The 16,327-nt window shown below is 74.3% G+C and carries 13 protein-coding genes; 6 read left to right on the top strand and 7 right to left on the bottom strand.

All coding sequences use genetic code 11. The features are described from left to right. Window positions 1-180: 180 nt before the first annotated feature. Together ABZ493_RS15690 and ABZ493_RS15685 are read left to right on the top strand one after the other, a co-directional pair. Window positions 181-450 (top strand): hypothetical protein, encoded by a 270-nt coding sequence (locus ABZ493_RS15690; protein ID WP_430583075.1) that lies wholly within the window; start codon window positions 181-183, stop codon window positions 448-450. A gap of 38 nt (window positions 451-488) precedes the next feature. Continuing rightward, window positions 489-1,487, top strand: coding sequence for a CHAD domain-containing protein (locus ABZ493_RS15685; RefSeq protein WP_430583074.1), 999 nt, complete (start codon window positions 489-491; stop codon window positions 1,485-1,487). 82 nt (window positions 1,488-1,569) lie between these two features. On the opposite strand, the gene ABZ493_RS15680 is transcribed toward ABZ493_RS15685, so the two are convergent. The 6 genes from ABZ493_RS15680 to ABZ493_RS15655 all read right to left on the bottom strand — a co-directional run bounded on the left by ABZ493_RS15680 (window position 1,570) and on the right by ABZ493_RS15655 (window position 10,397). Then, window positions 1,570-1,872 (bottom strand): hypothetical protein, encoded by a 303-nt coding sequence (locus ABZ493_RS15680; protein WP_430583073.1) that lies wholly within the window; start codon window positions 1,870-1,872, stop codon window positions 1,570-1,572. Next, the gene (locus ABZ493_RS15675; RefSeq protein ID WP_430583072.1) at window positions 1,869-3,140 is read right to left on the bottom strand and encodes an inorganic phosphate transporter; all 1,272 of its coding nucleotides are present in this window, start codon (window positions 3,138-3,140) and stop codon (window positions 1,869-1,871) included. The genes ABZ493_RS15680 and ABZ493_RS15675 overlap by 4 nt, the downstream gene beginning before the upstream one ends. 140 nt (window positions 3,141-3,280) lie before the next feature. Beyond that, window positions 3,281-4,288, bottom strand: a complete 1,008-nt coding sequence (locus ABZ493_RS15670; protein ID WP_430583071.1) for an NAD-dependent epimerase/dehydratase family protein — start codon at window positions 4,286-4,288, stop codon at window positions 3,281-3,283. After that, window positions 4,285-6,945: an alpha/beta fold hydrolase gene (locus ABZ493_RS15665; RefSeq protein ID WP_430583070.1), complete on the bottom strand. Its 2,661-nt coding sequence runs from the start codon at window positions 6,943-6,945 to the stop codon at window positions 4,285-4,287. The genes ABZ493_RS15670 and ABZ493_RS15665 overlap by 4 nt, the downstream gene beginning before the upstream one ends. Next, window positions 6,942-7,916, bottom strand: a complete 975-nt coding sequence (locus ABZ493_RS15660; RefSeq protein WP_430583069.1) for a 3-oxoacyl-ACP synthase III — start codon at window positions 7,914-7,916, stop codon at window positions 6,942-6,944. The genes ABZ493_RS15665 and ABZ493_RS15660 overlap by 4 nt, the downstream gene beginning before the upstream one ends. Window positions 7,917-8,150: 234 nt before the next feature. Further along, entirely contained in the window at window positions 8,151-10,397 is a 2,247-nt protein-coding gene (locus tag ABZ493_RS15655; protein WP_430583068.1) for a S9 family peptidase, read from the bottom strand. 228 nt (window positions 10,398-10,625) lie between these two features. On the opposite strand from ABZ493_RS15655, the gene ABZ493_RS15650 reads away from it, so the two are divergent. From ABZ493_RS15650 to ABZ493_RS15635, 4 genes are read left to right on the top strand one after another with little or no spacing between them, the layout of a single operon-like run. Beyond that, on the top strand, window positions 10,626-12,140 hold the full coding sequence (locus ABZ493_RS15650) for a branched-chain amino acid ABC transporter permease (RefSeq protein ID WP_430583067.1): 1,515 nt from the start codon (window positions 10,626-10,628) through the stop codon (window positions 12,138-12,140). 13 nt (window positions 12,141-12,153) lie between these two features. Beyond that, entirely contained in the window at window positions 12,154-13,155 is a 1,002-nt protein-coding gene (locus tag ABZ493_RS15645; protein WP_430583066.1) for a branched-chain amino acid ABC transporter permease, read from the top strand. Window position 13,156: 1 nt separating this feature from the next. Next, window positions 13,157-14,155, top strand: coding sequence for an ABC transporter ATP-binding protein (locus ABZ493_RS15640; protein WP_430583065.1), 999 nt, complete (start codon window positions 13,157-13,159; stop codon window positions 14,153-14,155). Further along, complete coding sequence (locus ABZ493_RS15635; protein ID WP_430583064.1) at window positions 14,152-14,931, top strand: ABC transporter ATP-binding protein; 780 nt, start codon at window positions 14,152-14,154, stop codon at window positions 14,929-14,931. Before ABZ493_RS15640 ends, ABZ493_RS15635 begins: the two co-directional genes overlap by 4 nt. A 168-nt stretch (window positions 14,932-15,099) precedes the next feature. Here ABZ493_RS15635 and ABZ493_RS15630 read toward each other — a convergent pair whose 3' ends face one another. Next, on the bottom strand, window positions 15,100-16,044 hold the full coding sequence (locus tag ABZ493_RS15630; protein ID WP_430583063.1) for a hypothetical protein: 945 nt from the start codon (window positions 16,042-16,044) through the stop codon (window positions 15,100-15,102). Window positions 16,045-16,327: the final 283 nt, after the last annotated feature.

The following is a 16,327-nucleotide window of genomic DNA, read 5'->3' as shown; positions in this document are numbered from 1 at the left end:
GAGGTAGTACCAGATCCCGCGAGGTAGCAGGCCTTCCGACGAGGTAGTACGAGTCTTCGCGAGATAGTACGACCCGGACGGAATCGGACCACCTCACGGAGGGGTGCACTACCTCGCCGCCCGCGGTACTACCTCGGCGGTTCCGGTACTACCTCGGCTGCTGCGCCGTCGGCGCCGCGGGTGCTCGACGTCGGCGTGGGCACCGGGATCGTCGCCCGGCAGCTGCGCGCGGCGGGCTGCGCCGAGCCGCGCGAGCGCCGCGACACCTGGGAGCGCACCTACACGCGCGACGAGTGGCTGTCCCTGGTGCCCACGACGGGCGTCGCCACCCGGCTCCCGGCCGCGCAGCTCGACGCCCTCCTGGCGGGGCTCGGCGCCGCGATCGACGCCGCGGGCGGCAGCTTCGTGCAGCAGGGGTTCACGCTGTCGGTCGGCGCCGTCCGCGTCTGACGCCCGGCGAGGCCCGCCGCGGCGGGCGAGGATCGAGCATGGCCCGCACCGCCGGTGACGTCCTCGCCGCCGCGATCCGCGCCCAGGCGGAGACGGTCCTGCGCGTCCACGCGGACGTGCGGGCGGCGACCGCGCCGGATGTCGGAGGCCCCGACCCCTCCCCGGGCGTCGGCACGAGCCCGGTCACCGGCACTGCCGCCGACGCCGTGCACGACGCCCGCGTGGCGGTGCGGCGGCTGCGCGCGGTGCTGCGGGTCTTCCCGGACTGCACGGCCGCCGAGCCGGGCACGGTCGGGGCGCTCACCTGGTGGGTGCGCGCCCTCGGCGCGGCGCGCGACGCGGAGGTGCAGCGGGACGGGCTCGCGGCGCTGGCCCGCGACCTGGTGTCCGCGCCCTCGGGCGTGCGGGCAGGGCTGATCGTGCTGGACGGCGCGCTGCGGGCGGCCCACGACGACGCGCGGACGGCGGTGAGGTCGGCGCTCGCGTCAACCCGCTGCCGTGACCTCACGGCCCGGGTGGGCGCGCTCGCGTCGGCGCCGCCGCTCGGCCCGGGCGCCGGCGGCGAGGCCGCGGTGACGCTGCGTCCCGGCGTCGAGCGCGAGCTGGCGCGGGTCGGGCGGCGCGCCGGGCCGGTCGCCGGATGGCACGGCCCCGCACCGGAGGACGGACCGTCACCGGCGTCCGCCGCGGGAGGCACCGGGTCGGCGACCTCGGCAGCACGCCCGGCGCCCGACGTCGTGCACCGGCTGCGCAAGGCCGCCCGCCGCGCCCGCTACGCCGCCGAGGTGCTCGCGGGATCCGGCGACCATGCCACCGACCGCTGGGCCGACGACGTCGTCGCGCACCACCGCGAGCTGCAGGACCTGCTCGGCACAGTGCACGACGCCGACGTGCTGCGCGCGACGCTGGCGGGGCTGCGCGGGCCGCGCACGGCGGCGGCCGTCGACGCCTGCGTGCAGCTCGGCGACGAGCGCGCGGCGCAGGCCCTCGCCGCCGCGGCCACCGCGCTGCGCCGAGGCGGACCTGTCCGCGGCTGAGCCGGAAACGCCTTCGAGCAAGCGATCCGTCGCGCCATCCCGTGGGTTGGCGCGACGGATCGCCTGCTCGAAGGCAGGTCGGTCAGTGGCCGCCGGAGACCAGGAACACCAGCCCGAAGGCGATGGCCCCGACCACGACGCCCATGCAGGCGATCGCGCCGGCGAGGCGGGCGGGCGACGGCCGCGGGATGGCGACGGCGCGCGCCGTCGGCGCCTCGTTCGCGTCGGACCCGCGCGGAGCCGACGACGGCGCTGCGGGCGCGTCGACCGGCGTCGTGCCGGCGAGCAGCCGCAGGCCGAGGGCGAAGAGGGCGGGGATGCCGGCGCCCACGATCAGCCCGGCCACGAGGACCTGGCCGAGGGCGCCCCACTCGATGAAGTTCATGCTCCCACCTTCGGGTTCGACGGGGCGCTGACGGTACCCACGGCGCCGACGGCCGGGGCGACGGACGAGGCGGTGGCCACGGCGGGCACGGGCCCGACGCGCTCGCCGCCGGCCTCGCCGGTGGTGGCGGCGACGGCCTCGAGGGACGCGCCCTTCTCCTCGTCCCACGCCTCGTTGACGTTGGTGTGGTCGACGGGCTTGCGGCGCGACGCGACCCAGATGGCCGCGGAGGCGACGATCAGCAGCAGGAAGACGGCGATGGTGCCGGCGGCGCCGCCGATGGACGACTCCAGCCAGTGGCACAGCGCGCCGACCAGGCCGGCCGCGGGGAGGGTGACCATCCAGGCCACGAACATGCGGCCCGCGACGCTCCACCGGACCTTCGCGCCCGGCATGCCGACGCCCGAGCCGAGCACGGAGCCGGTGGCGACGTGCGTCGTCGAGAGCGAGAAGCCGAAGTGGCTGGACAGCAGGATGACGGCGGCGGACGACGTCTCGGCGGCCATGCCCTGGCGGGTGTCGATCTCGACGAGGCCCTTGCCGAGGGTGCGGATGACGCGCCAGCCGCCCAGGTAGGTGCCGATCGCCATCGCGAGGGCGCACGACACGATGACCCAGAACGGGACGCCGGAGTCGGCCGGCACCGCACCGCCCGCGATGAGCGCGAGCAGGATGATGCCCATCGACTTCTGCGCGTCGTTGGTGCCGTGCGCGAGGGAGACGAGCGACGCGGAGCCGATCTGGCCCCAGCGGAAGCCGCGGTTCGTCACGTCCTGCGGCACGCCGCGGGTCAGGCGGGCCACGAGCCACGTGCCCAGGCCGGCCACCGCGATCGCGACCACGGGGGCGATGAGGGCGGGCACGAGCACCTTGGCGATCACGCCCTCCCACAGCACGCCCGACGTGCCGACGGCGGCGAGCACGGCGCCCACCATGCCGCCCACCAGGGCGTGCGAGGAGCTCGAGGGGATGCCGAACAGCCAGGTGATGAGGTTCCAGACGATGCCGCCGACCAGGCCGGCGAGCACGACGGGCAGGGTGATCACCCCGGCGTCGACGATGCCCTTGGCGATCGTGGCGGCGACGGCGAGGGAGAGGAAGGCGCCGACGAGGTTGAGGACGGCGGACAGCGCGACGGCGGTCCGGGGCTTGAGGGCTCGGGTGGCGATGGAGGTGGCCATCGCGTTGCCCGTGTCGTGGAACCCGTTCGTGAAGTCGAAAGCGAGGGCCGTCACGACGACGAGCGCGAGCAGAAGCGTCTCGGTCACGGCACCCATCGTGGGGGGTGAACCTGAGCGTTTTCGACCGTCCGTGGGCCGTTCGGTGAACTGTTCCGGGACTGTTCACCTGCTGTTCATCTGACGGCGGCGTGTCGCGGTCGCGCGTGGCGCGGCGGATCTGCCGCCGCCTACGGAAGCACGGGCCCGGTGCCCCCGTAGTGCGCCGCCAGGCGCCGCAGTCCCTCGTCCATGTTCACGGCCGGGACCCAGTCCAGGTCGCGGCGCGTGGCCCGCTGGTCGAACCAGTGCGCGGTGGACAGCTGCTCGGCGAGGAAGCGCGTCATGGGCGGCTCGTCCGCGCCGGGCCGCACCCGCCACAGGGCCTCGACGAGGCCGCCGGCCGTCCGCGCCAGGCCGGCGGGCGCCCGCCACGCGGGCGGCCGGACGCCCGCCGCGCGGCAGATGCCGGACAGCAGGTCGGCCACGGTACGCGGCTCGCCGTTGGTCAGCACGTACGCGCGGCCGCCGACGACGTCGGGCGCGTCGCGCAGGCGGTCGAGGGCCGCGAGCATCCCGTCGGCCGCGTTGTCCACGTAGAGCGTGTCGATGAGGGCCGCGCCGTGGCCCAGCAGCGGCAGGCGGCCGCGCGCGGCACGGTCGACGATGCGCTCCACGAGCTGCGTGTCCCCCGGGCCCCAGACGATGTGCGGCCGGACGGCGACGACGCGCGGCCCGCGCCCGGACCCGGCGTCGCGACCCAGCGCGAGCACCTCGGCGGCGGCCTTGGTCCGGGCGTACTCGCCGCGGGCGCCCTCGGGGTCGGCGGGCGTGGCCGGGGCGCCGACCAGCGACGTCCCCAGGTGCGCCACCGACGGCGACGACACCTGCACGAACCGGCGCACCCCCGCGCGCTCGGCGGCCCCCAGGAGGGTCCGCGTGCCCTCCACGTTCACCTCGTGGAACTCCGCCGGCGCCCCCGCCAGGGACACCTTCGCGGCCAGGTGGACGACGCCGTCGACGCCGTCCACGGCCCGAGCGACGACGTCCGGGTCGGTCACGGAGCCGAGCACGTCGGCCGCGCCGTCGACGCCGGACGGGCGACGCTGCAGCGTGCGCACGTCGTCGCCGCGGGTCACGAGGGCGCGGGCCACGGCGCCGCCGAGCAGCCCGGACGCGCCGGTCACGAGCACGGTCACGGCTTCCCCACCCGTCCGCCGGTGAGCACGCCGTCCGCCCACCTCGCCAGCCGGGTGCGGTCGATCTTGGAGTTGTGCCGGACGTCGGTCGGCATGCGGGGCACCACCAGCACGGCGGCCAGCGGCACCGGCGACGCGGCTCGCGCGGCGGCGGCGAGGTCGTCGGGCGCGAGGCCGGGGCGCCGCGTGGCGCCGGTGGTCTCGACGACGGCGACCGGCTGCTGCACCCCCACGGGCCCGACGCCGACGACGGCGGCGCGCCGCACCTCGGGCACGCGCTCCACGTGCTGCTCGGGTCCCACGGGCGCGAGCGGGCCGTCGGCCGTGCGCAGCACGTGCGCGAGGCGCCCCTCGATCCACAGGCGACCCTGGTCGTCCAGGTGCCCGACGTCGCCCGTGCGGTGCCAGCGGCCCGGCGGGGTGTCGCGCTCGGCGGCCAGGTCGGTGAGCCACAGGCGGTCGTAGCGCTCCTTGAGATGCCCGGCGCGTACCAGCACCTCGCCCAGCACGCCCGGTGCGTCCGACGGCGCGCCGGTCGCGGCGCCGTCGTCGTCGAGCGCGCTGACCAGCACCTCGCCGCCGCCGACGGGCCGGCCCACGCAGACGCCGGCGTCCGGCGCCGCGGCCGCGTCCCGGATGCCGTCGAACGTGATGTCCGTGACGAGCAGGCACTCCGTCATCCCGTACGGGGTGTGCGGGGTCGCGGACGGCATGAGCGCCGCCGCCGAGCCCAGCAGCTCGGCCGAGATCGGCGCACCCGTCGAGAGGAACGTCCGCACCCGGAACAGGGCCGCCCGGTCGGCAGCCGACTCGGGACCGTCGAGGGCGTCGGCGGTGTCGACGACATTGAGGATCGCCGCCGGCGACAGGAACACGATGCGCGCGTCGGACGCCCGCACCGCGTCGGCGACGGCCCGCGCGGTGAGCGTCGCGGGCGACGACACGTCCATCACCGGCGTCACCGACCGCGTGCCGAGCGCCGGCCCCAGCAGCGCGAACGGCGCGAACCCGGTGACGAGGCCCGTCTCGGGCCCGACGTCGAAGTGCGCCGCGAGCGCGTCGCGCAGCGCGGACAGCTCGGCGTGCCGGTAGACGACGCCCTTCGCCGGGCCCGTCGAGCCGGACGTGAACAGCACGGCGGCCTCGTCGTGCGGGCCGGGCTCCGGCGGCAGCGGGCGCCCCTCGCCCGCCCGGGCGACGTCGACCAGCTCGTGCGTCACCCCGAGCGCCCGGCGCGCCGCCGGAGCAAGCGGCTCGGCCGAGATCCGCACCCCCGGCCAGCCGAGCGCCCGCGCGGCGGCGAGCCCCTTGCGCTGCGCGACGACGAACCGCGGCCACGCGCCCCGCTGCGCCCGCGTCAGCCCGCGCACCCCCAGCCCGGCGTCGGCCACCACCACGACGGCGCCGATCCGCAGGCACGCGTACACCAGCGCCGTCAGCGTCGGTCCCGGCTCGACCAGCAGCGACACCCGGTCGCCCCGCCGCACGCCGATGCCGTGCAGCCCCGCGGCGATGCGCCGCACCTGCCGGTCCAGCGCCCGCCAGCTCGCCGTGAACGGCCGGCCGTCGCCGCCCTGGGCCGCCATGTCCAGCACCGCCGGCGCGGCGTCGTCGGCCCGCGCGTCCAGCGCCGCCCACAGGGGCACGAACGACGGCGAGGGATCCGACGAGGCGGAGGGGTCGGCAACCTCGGCCGACAGCGAGGACAACCACGACAGCACCGGAGGAGCCCAGTCGACGTCCTCGGCGATCAGGTGCCCGGCGTCCGCGAACCGGTGCACGTGCGCGTGCGGCAGCCGCCGGACCAGGTCGTCGAGGTACCGGTCGGAGAAGATCGGGTCGTGCGGCCCCCACAGCATCACGGCGGGCACGGTCAGCCCGGCGACGCCGGCGGCGATGCGGTGCAGCTCGTCCGCGCTGGGGTGGGCGTCGTCGACTGGGATGTCGGCGACGAAGCCCTCGATGCCGTCGCGCTCGTCGGCAATGAGGTACGGCAGGCGGTAGGCGGCGGCGACGTCGGCGGCCAGGCGCGGGCGGGCGAGCGCCAGGGTCGTCTCGAGGAAGGCGCGGGTGGTGCGCGTCCCGACGCGGTGCACGGGGCCGGCGAGCGCGAGGCGCAGCGGCGCGGGGATCGGCGCGTCGTCGGGCTGGTGCACGGCGGTGTTGAGCAGCGCGACGCCGGCGAGCTGCTCGGGGTGGTCGACGGCCCAGCCGAGCGAGACGACGCCGCCCCAGTCGTGGCCGAGCGTCACGACCGGCCCCGTCAGCCCGAGCGCGTCGGTGAACGCGCCGAGGTCGGCCACGCGGCGGGCGAGCGGCCGGTGCTCGCCGGTGCGCTGGGAGAGTCCCATCTCGAGCTGGTCGACGGCGACGACGCGCCAGGCGGGCGCGCCGGCGGCCGCGGCATCCAGCGCGTCGGCGACGAGTCGGCGCCACAGGTACGACCAGGTGGGGTTGCCGTGCACGGCGAGCACCGTGCCGACGGCCTCGACGCCGCGCGCGGCGAGCTCGGGCCCGGTGTCGAGGTAGTGCCACGACGCGCCGCGCGCGTCGGTCAGCACGTGGCTGTGGCGCGGGTCGAGGCCGGGCAGGCCCGGGGGCGCGGTGTCGGCGGGTCGGGGGGTCCGGGACGGCACGGTGCGGGTCGCGCCCGTCACCACGCGAGCTCCAGCATCGCCGTGTTGATGCCGGACCCGACGCCCATGAGCAGCACGCGGTCGCCGGCACTCAGCGAGTCCTGCTGCTCCACGAGGGTGATGGGCACGGACGCCGGGCCGACGTTGCCGTAGCGCTCGTAGGTGGTGGGCACCTTGGCGCGGTCCAGGCCGACGGCCTCGACGATGGCGTCGGTGTGCACGCGCGACACCTGGTGGGTGACGTACCGGTCCATGCGCGCCCAGTCCCAGTCGGCGACGGCGTCCTTCCAGGCGTCGACGACGAGCTCGAGGCCGCCGTCGAGCAGGGCCTTCGCGTCGGTGAACATGCCCTCGGTGCTGCCCACGCACAGGTCGTGGAACTGCGTGGCGGCGCGGGTGACGCCGCCGAGCACGCGGTGGCCCTCGGGGTGCTCGTCGGTGCGGCCCAGCACGGCCGCGGCGGAGCCGGAGCCGAGGGTGAGGGACGCGAACTCCTGCATGAAGTCGTCGCGGCTGCGGTCCTCCTGCAGCAGGCGCTCGATGGTGCGGTCGTGGATGACGTCGGCGTCCTCGCCGTCCACCACGACGGCGTACCGGACCTGGCCGGACTCGATCATCCCGGCGGCGAGGCTCATGCCGTTGATGAAGCCGAGGCAGGCGTTGGCGACGTCGAAGTTCACCGCGGACGACGGCAGCCCCAGCCCGTGGTGCAGGCGCACGGCGACGGACGGCTCGAGGTGGCGGCGCGTCACAGAGGTGTTGATGAGCAGGCCGACGTCGGCGGGCTCGACGCCCGCGACGGCGAGCGCCTCACGCCCGGCGGCGACGGTCGCGTCGTCCACGTCCTCGCCGGCCGTCCAGGCACGCCGCTCGCGCACGCCGGCGACGCGTTGCAGCAGCGTGGTCGGCAGCCGCAGGCGCCGCAGCGCGGGAGCGAGCCGTTGCTGCACCGCGGCGGAGGTCCGCACCCCTGCCGGGATCCTGCTGGTCACGGCCAGCAGCGAGACACCTGCGAACCTGGTGGTGGCGTTTCCTGACACACGAGCTCCAGACGACCGGTCGCGCGGGAGGAGCACGGAGCCGGCTCAGCGACGAGTTGGCGGGGCCGCACGACCCCGGCCCCGCGACGTTACGACGTCCGGGGCGCGCCCGCCGTTCCAACCCCGCGATGTGGGATCGGCCACGCAGGGTTCACCCGCGGCGCGCACCGGTCATACGGGCGTTCCTCACGCCGCGCCGAGGACGTCGAGCGTCCACGCGTGCTCGAACGCGATCTCCTCCCAGCGCGCGTACCGCCCGGAGACGCCGCCGTGCCCGGCGGACATCTCGATCTTCAGCAGCGCCGGGGCGCCCGCGGCCCGCAGGCGTGCGACCCACTTGGCGGGCTCGACGTACAGCACGCGGGTGTCGTGTAGCGACGTCGTCGCCAGGACGCGCGGGTACGCGGACGCGTCGTCGGGCACGTTCTCGTACGGCGTGTACCCCTTCATGCGGGCGTACACCGCGGCGTCGTGCAGGGGATCGCCCCACTCGTCCCACTCGACGACGGTGAGCGGCAGGGTCGGGTCGAGCATGGAGGTGAGCGCGTCGACGAACGGCACGCCCGCGAGCACCCCTTCGAACAGGTCGGGCGCCAGGTTGAGCGCCGCGCCCACGGTGAGCCCGCCCGCGCTGGCGCCGTCGGCCACCATCCGCTCCGGCGACGTCCAGCCCGACTCCACGAGGTGCCGCCCGCACGCGACGAGGTCGGTGAACGTGTGCTCCTTGGCCGCGAGCTTGCCGTCGTCGTACCAGCGGCGGCCCAGCTCGCCACCGCCGCGCACGTGCGCGACGGCGAAGACGACGCCGCGGTCGAGCAGGCTGAGGCGCGGGACGGAGAAGTACGGGTCGATGCTCGTCTCGTAGGCCCCGTACGAGTACAGGAGGAGCGGGGCGGGCTCGGCGCGCGTGCCGGAGCCGTCGAGCGTCACCGCGTCGCGCCGCCACACCAGGCTGATCGGCACGCGCGTGCCGTCCTCGGCCGTGGCCCACTCACGGTGCTGCACGTAGTCGGCCGGGTCGTAGCCGCCCAGCACGGGCTGCCGCTTGCGCACGTGCCGCTCGCCCGTGGCGAGGTCGACGTCCACCACGGTGGCGGGCGTGACGAACGACGTGTGCTGCACCCGCAGCAGCGGCTGCTCCCACGTCGGGTTCCCGTCGAGGGCGACGGAGAACAGCGGCTCGTCGACGTCGATCTCCCGCGCCGTCCACGGCTGGTCCGCCGTCGTGCGCGCCAGCTCGACGACGGCCACCCGCGGCAGCGCCTCGCGCCGCAGGCTCAGCACCACGTGGCGGGCGAAGGCGTCCACGCCCTCGAGGCGCACGTCCGGGTCGTGCGGCACGACGACGGCCGCGGCCGCCGGGTCGAGGGACCCGGCGCCGTCCTGGTCGGCGCGGGCGGGGACGTCCGTGAGGACGAGCTCGAAGTTCTCCGCGCCGTCGTTGTGCAGCACGAGGAGGGCGTCCCGCCTCGTCCCGCGCTCGCCGTCGGCGTCGAGGACGGCGTGCTCCACCGTGTACTCGACGTCGTCCCGCCGCTCCCAGACGACGCGGAACTCGCCCGTGGGGTCGTCCGCCTCGAGGACGCGCGCCTCGCTGGTCGTCTTGGACCCGGCCTCGATCACCAGGTAGCGGCGCGAGCGGGTGAGCCCGACGCCGATCCAGAACCGCTCGTCGGGCTCCTCCAGCACCAGCACGTCGTCCGACGCCGGTGTGCCGACCTCGTGCCGCCAGATCCGGTAGGGCCGCCACGCGTCGTCGACCGTCGGGTAGAAGACGTACCGGCCGTCCGGGGTGAGGACGGCGCCCGGGAACGTGTCCTCGACGACGTCGGGCAGGTCCGCGCCCGTCGTCAGGTCGCGCACGCGCAGCGTGAACCGCTCGTCGCCCTGGGTGTCGACGGCGTAGGCCAGCCGCGTGCCGTCCTCGGAGACGTCGAACGAGCCGAGGGAGAAGAAGTCGTGCCCGTCGGCCGCGACGTTCTGGTCGAGCAGCACCTGCTCGCCCGCGGGCACCGTGCCCGCCTCGATCCGCGGCGGCGCCCACTCGCCCGCCGCAGGCACGCGCGCGTGGATGGGGTACTGCCGCCCCTCCTCCGTGCGCGTGTAGTACCAGGACCCGCCCATCCGCACCGGCACCGACAGGTCCGACTCGAGGGTGCGCGCCTTGATCTCGTCGAAGACCGCCTGCCGCAGCGGGGCCAGGTGCGCCAGCTGCGCCTGCGTCCACGCGTTCTCCGCCTCCAGGTGCGCCAGCACCTCGGGCGAGGACTTGTCCCGCAGCCACTCGTAGTCGTCGACGAACGCGTCGCCGTGGTGCCGGCGGACGGTCGGACGGCGCTCCGCGACAGGAGCGCGGTCGGGGACGGCGACGGGGGCCTCCTCGGCGGCGGGGGCGGCGGCTCGGTCTGCGGCAGCGGTCAGGTCGTCAGGCACCCGGCCAGCCTAGGTCCGCACGACCGACGCCCGGATTCCGCCCGCGTGATGCCGGACTGTGACCTGGATCTGTCATCTGCGTCACATCTGGCTCGCTACACTCGCGGCACGCTCGCGAAACGCCGGGGATACATGGGGCCTTTAGTGTCCCTGCATCGACGGGGTGAGCGGGCGGAACCCCGGGCTCGCCCCCGGGGTAACGACATCGACACACGGAGGACCCGGCCGATGACGACGGACCGACCGACCAGGGCGATCGCGCTGCGCCGCACGGTGGCAGCGCTCGCGATCGCCCTCGCCCCTGCCGTGCTCGCCTCGCCACCAGCGCAGGCGACCACGGGAGCGGACACGGCGCACACCAGCAGCGCCGCCACCAGCACCAGTACCACCGGCACGAGGGTCGCGACCGCCGTCGCGACCGACTGCAAGCCAGACGACTCGACCGCCTGCGTCGCCGTCGTCGTCATGAACGACGCGGGCGACCGCATCGCCGACGCCGAGGTGACGATCACCGGGCCCGGCGGCTTCGACGAGACCGTCACCACCACGGGGGACGCCCCCGTGTCCGTGGCGGTGCCCGAGGTCGGCCGGTACACCGTGACCCTCGACCCGGCGTCGCTGCCCGCCGGCGAGCAGCTGCCCGAGGGCGCCGATACGACGCTCGAGGTCCCCGCCCAGACCGGCGGCACCGGGCGCGTGGCCTTCAAGGTCGGCGGTGAGGCGGCGGCCACGACGGCCCCCTCCGACGAGGCGACGACGGCCACGCCCGGCGACGACGCCACCGACGCCGGCACCGGGACCGGCACGACCGACGAGGGCGTGGGCACCGCGCCGGAGGGCGACGCCTCGCAGCGCGCGTTCTCCTGGGGCCAGGTGTGGCAGCAGTTCGGCTCCGGCATCCGCTTCGGCCTGCTGCTCGCGCTCGCGTCCATCGGCCTGAACCTCGTGTTCGGTACCACCGGGCTGTCGAACTTCGCCCACGGCGAGCAGTTCGCCCTCGGCGCCGCGCTCGGGTTCATCGCGATCAACCAGCTGGGCATGTCGATCTGGGTGGGCGGCCTGCTGACCATCGCGGTCTGCGCCCTCACCGGCCTCGCGCAGGACGCCGCCCTCTGGCGCCCGCTACGACGACGCGGCACGCCCGTGATGCAGCTGATGATCGTCTCGATCGGCCTGTCGATCACGCTGCAGTACGTGATCCAGCTGATGATCGGCGGCGGCTCCGAGCGGATCCTGTCGCGCAACCCGCAGCCCCTGACGATCGCCGGGATCACGCTCAGCACCGCCTCGTGGATCTCGATGGTCGTCGCCCTGGTGTGCCTGATCGGCTTCGCGCTGTTCCTCACGCGCACCCGGCTGGGCCGGGCGACGCGCGCCGTGTCCGACAACCCGGCGCTCGCCTCGGCCACCGGCATCGACCCCGACAAGGTCGTCCGCGTGGTGTGGATCCTCGCCACCGCGTTCGCGGCGCTCGCCGGGATCATGTGGGGCATCTCGTACGGGTCGTTCAACTGGCAGCTCGGCGTGCAGCTCCTGCTGCTGATGTTCGCCGCCGTGACGCTCGGCGGGCTCGGCACCGCGTTCGGCGCCCTCGTCGGGTCGATCCTCATCGGCCTCGTCGTCGAGCTGTCCAACCTCGTGATCCAGAGCGACCTGCGGTACGCGTCGGCGCTCGTGATCCTCATCCTCGTGCTCCTGATCCGGCCGCAGGGCATCCTGGGCCGCCGCGAGCGGATCGGCTGAAGGGAGACCGACCATGGACGAGTTCCTCAGAATCCTCACCCAGTCGCTCGCCGAGCTCATCGCCCCGACGACGGCGGCCTACGCGCTCGCCGCCATCGGGCTCAACCTGCACTTCGGGTACACCGGCCTGCTCAACATGGGCCAGGCGGGCTTCATGCTGCTCGGCGCCTACGGCTTCGGCATCGCGACCATCGCCGGGGCCCCGTTCTTCGTGGCGCTGCTGGTGGCGATGGCGGCCGGGCTGGTCTTCGCGCTGCTCCTCGGCATCCCGACGCTGCAGCTGCGCGGCGACTATCTCGCCATCGTCACGATCTCGGCCGCCGAGATCATCCGCTGGATCGGCCGGTCCACGTGGCTTCAGGAGTGGACGGGCGGCGCGTCCGGCCTGCAGGGCCGTGACTACAAGGGCACCTTCCAGGACCTGTCGCCGCTGCCCGACGGGCGCACGTCGATCGGCCCGCTCGAGTACATCAACACCGGCTCCGACTCCTGGTGGACGCGGATCTTCGCGTGGAGCCTCGTCGCGCTGGCGCTGCTCTTCGTCTGGCTGATCACGCGCAGCCCGTGGGGCCGCGTCCTCAAGGGCATCCGCGAGGACGAGGACGCCGTGCGCGCCCTCGGCAAGAACGTCTACTCGTACAAGCTGCAGTCCCTCGTGCTGGGCGGCGTCCTCGGCTCCCTCGGCGGCGTGCTCTACGTGCTGCCGATCACCATCGCGCCCGACGCGATGAGCCGCACGATGACGTTCTTCGTGTGGACCGTGCTGCTGCTCGGCGGGGCCGCCACCGTCTTCGGGCCGGTGCTCGGCGCGATGATCTTCTTCGGCGCGTACATGTTCATGCGCACCGGGATGCGTGCCCTGTCGGAGAACACCGCCGTGGGCGAGATCGTCAGCACCACCAACGTGGAGCAGATCGGCGGCATGCTGGTGGGTATCACGCTCATGCTCCTCGTGATCTTCAGGCCGCAGGGCATCCTCGGGAACAAGAAGGAGCTGGCCTTCAATGTCCGCTGACATGTCCGAAGAGACCACGGCCGGCCAGGCCGGCGACGCCGCCGACCAGCCCGAGTCCGTCGTCGACGCGGCCGCCGCGGCCGCCGTCGCCCCCACCTCCGCCGTCGCCGCCGAGGCGCGCGACGACCTCGCGCAGGTCGACCCCGTCGTCGGTGCGCCGAAGCCGGACGCGATCCTCGTGGCCGACGACGTCGTGCGCCGCTTCGGCGGCATGACGGCGGTCGACGTCGACCACCTCGAGGTGCAGCGGGGGGCCATCACGGCGCTCATCGGCCCCAACGGCGCCGGGAAGACGACGTTCTTCAACCTGCTCACCGGCTTCGACACCCCGCAGAGCGGGCGCTGGAGCTTCGAGGGGAACTCGCTCGCCGGCAAGAGCGGGGCACGCGTCGCCCAGGCGGGCATGGTCCGCACGTTCCAGCTGACCAAGGCCCTGTCGCGGCTCACGGTGCTGCAGAACATGCTGCTCGCGTCGCCCAAGAACCCCGGCGAGCGGTTCTGGCTCTCGTGGCTCCCGTTCACCTGGCGGGCGCACGAGAAGGCCGCCACCGAGAAGGCGATGGAGATCCTCGCCCGGTTCAAGCTCGACGCGAAGGCCGGCGACTTCGCCGGGTCGCTGTCGGGCGGGCAGCGCAAGCTGCTCGAGATGGCGCGCGCCCTCATGACCGACCCGACGATGATCATGCTCGACGAGCCGATGGCGGGCGTGAACCCCGCCCTCGTGCAGTCCCTCCTGGGGCACGTGCAGGCGCTGCGCGACGAGGGCATGACCGTGCTGTTCGTCGAGCACGACATGCACGCCGTGCGGCACATCTCCGACTGGGTGGTGGTCATGGCGGAGGGCCGGATCGTCGCCGAGGGCCCGCCCACGACGGTGATGCAGGACCAGGCCGTGGTCGACGCCTACCTCGGCGCCCACCACGACACCGACCTGGGCGACGACTCCCTGCTCGACCCCGAGATCCTGGCCCGGCTCGAGGCCGAGGAGGAGAAGCGATGACCGACACCCTGACGACCGAGGCCCACCAGGGCGGCGTCCCCGAGGGGAAGGAGCTGCTGCTGCGGGCCGACAACCTCGTCGCGGGCTACATCCCGGGGGTGCACATCCTCGACGGCTGCTCGATCGAGGTGGGCAAGGGCGAGCTCGTGGGGATCATCGGCCCCAACGGCGCCGGCAAGTCCACCCTGCTCAAGGCGCTGTTCGGGCTGGTGAAGATCCACTCCGGCACCGTGACCCTGGGCGGGGACGACATCACCGGCATGAAGGCGAACGCCCTCGTGGCGCGCGGCGTCGGGTTCGTGCCGCAGACCAACAACGTCTTCCCGTCGCTGTCGGTCGAGGAGAACATGCGGATGGGGGTGTACCTGCGCCCGAGGGTCTTCGACGAGCGCTGGTCGTTCATCCGCGACCTGTTCCCCGTGCTGCACGAGCGCCGCAGCCAGCGTGCCGGCGCCATGTCCGGTGGCGAGCGGCAGATGGTGGCCATGGCCCGGGCGCTCATGATGAACCCGTCCGTGCTGCTGCTCGACGAGCCGTCGGCCGGCCTGTCCCCGGTGCGCCAGGACGAGACGTTCCTGCGCACCCGGATGATCAACAAGGCCGGCGTGTCGATCATCATGGTGGAGCAGAACGCCCGCCGCTGCCTGCAGATCTGCGACCGCGGCTACGTGCTCGACCAGGGCAAGGACGCGTACACGGGCACCGGCCGCGAGCTGCAGTCCGACCCGAAGGTCATCTCCCTCTACCTCGGCTCGCTCGCGGAGGACACCAAGTAGCCCCGCCGAGGTAGTACCGGACCTGCCGAGGTAGTACCGGACCTGCCGAGGTAGTACCGGACCTGCCGAGGTAGTACGAGGCTCGGCGAGGTAGTACGCGCGAGACACGACGACGGCGGCCGCTCACCTGAGCGGCCGCCGTCGTCGTCGCGAACGAGCGGGAAGAGGTCAGGCGGTCAGCCCGAGCAGGGCGCGCCGTCGCGCGGCGAGGTATGCGCCCCGGATGAGGTGCTCGAGCGCCTCCGGGTCGCCCAGGGCCTCCCACCGGACGCGGACGACGATCCATCCCGCGTCTTCGAGCGCGCGCTGCCGTGCAGCCTCGGCGCGGCGGACCTCCTCGGGCTGATCCTCGTACTTGAGCTCCCCGTCGAACTCGACGGCGAGCCTGACGTCCTCCCACCCCAGGTCCACGTAGAAGGTCCCCCGCGCCGTCAGGACCTCGAGCTGACACTCGGGCCGTGGAAGCCCGGCGTCCGACGCAGCGAGCCTCACCACCGACTCTCCGGGCGAGCCGGACCGCGGGTCGCACAGGTCGAGGATCTCGCGCGCCCGCACGACACCCCGCTTTCCCCGCGACGCCGACACGATGCGCGAGACCTCTGCCGGGTCGGCGCCCAGCCGGAACATCGAGTCGCACGCGACGAGAGCACCGTCGCGCGGGAGGGTGCGGATGCAGTCGACAAGAGTGCGAGCGAGAGCCGTCACCGGCACCCCGCGCACCGAGGCGCGGTCCCGGGGAGGCATCGGGGTGTGATGGCGCCGTACCGAGGGTTCGTGGTCCTCGTCCACGTGCGGGTTGGCCTCCCGCGTCACATGCACCAGCGGTGGTGTCCGGTAGGTCCATGCACCGTGCAGCATCGCGGCAGTGTCGTGACTGAACCAGAGCGAGGTCGCCGCGCTCCCCGCGAGCCGACCCACGAGCTCCAGGAGCGCGTCGTCGTGCCCGGGCTCGTCGCCGTCGTCGACGTGCGCGGCCTCGAGAGCGTCCGGCACCCACGGCGGCCGGGCGGCGTCGGCCGAGCGCATCCCTGCCCATGGCGATCCTGGGGCGCTCATCGCCTCAAGGATCCCCGCGATGCGCCGGATCGCGGGGAGGTGCACGGCTTCTCTCATGGGTCGACCCTGGACGCTCCGGACCATCGGATCCACCGCCCACCGGAGTCCTGTGGACGGAAGCGCCCTGGGGGCAGACTCGCGGCCCCAGGGCGCGCCACGACGTCCTTCCGTCACCGAGGAAGAACTACCTCGCGCGGATTCTTGCTACCTCGGCGAGATCCCCTACTACCTCGCCGCTGCTCGTAGGCGGTCTCAACCGGTCATCGCAACATCCTGATCTGGAGGGTGTGCGTGATGGTTCGTGGTGGGGTGCGGGTGCCGAGGGCGTGGCGGCGGGTGT

The sequence above is a fragment of the Isoptericola sp. NPDC019482 genome (genome assembly GCF_040632295.1).
Classification (GTDB): domain Bacteria; phylum Actinomycetota; class Actinomycetes; order Actinomycetales; family Cellulomonadaceae; genus Isoptericola.
This window is presented reverse-complemented; position numbering and strand designations above follow the sequence as displayed.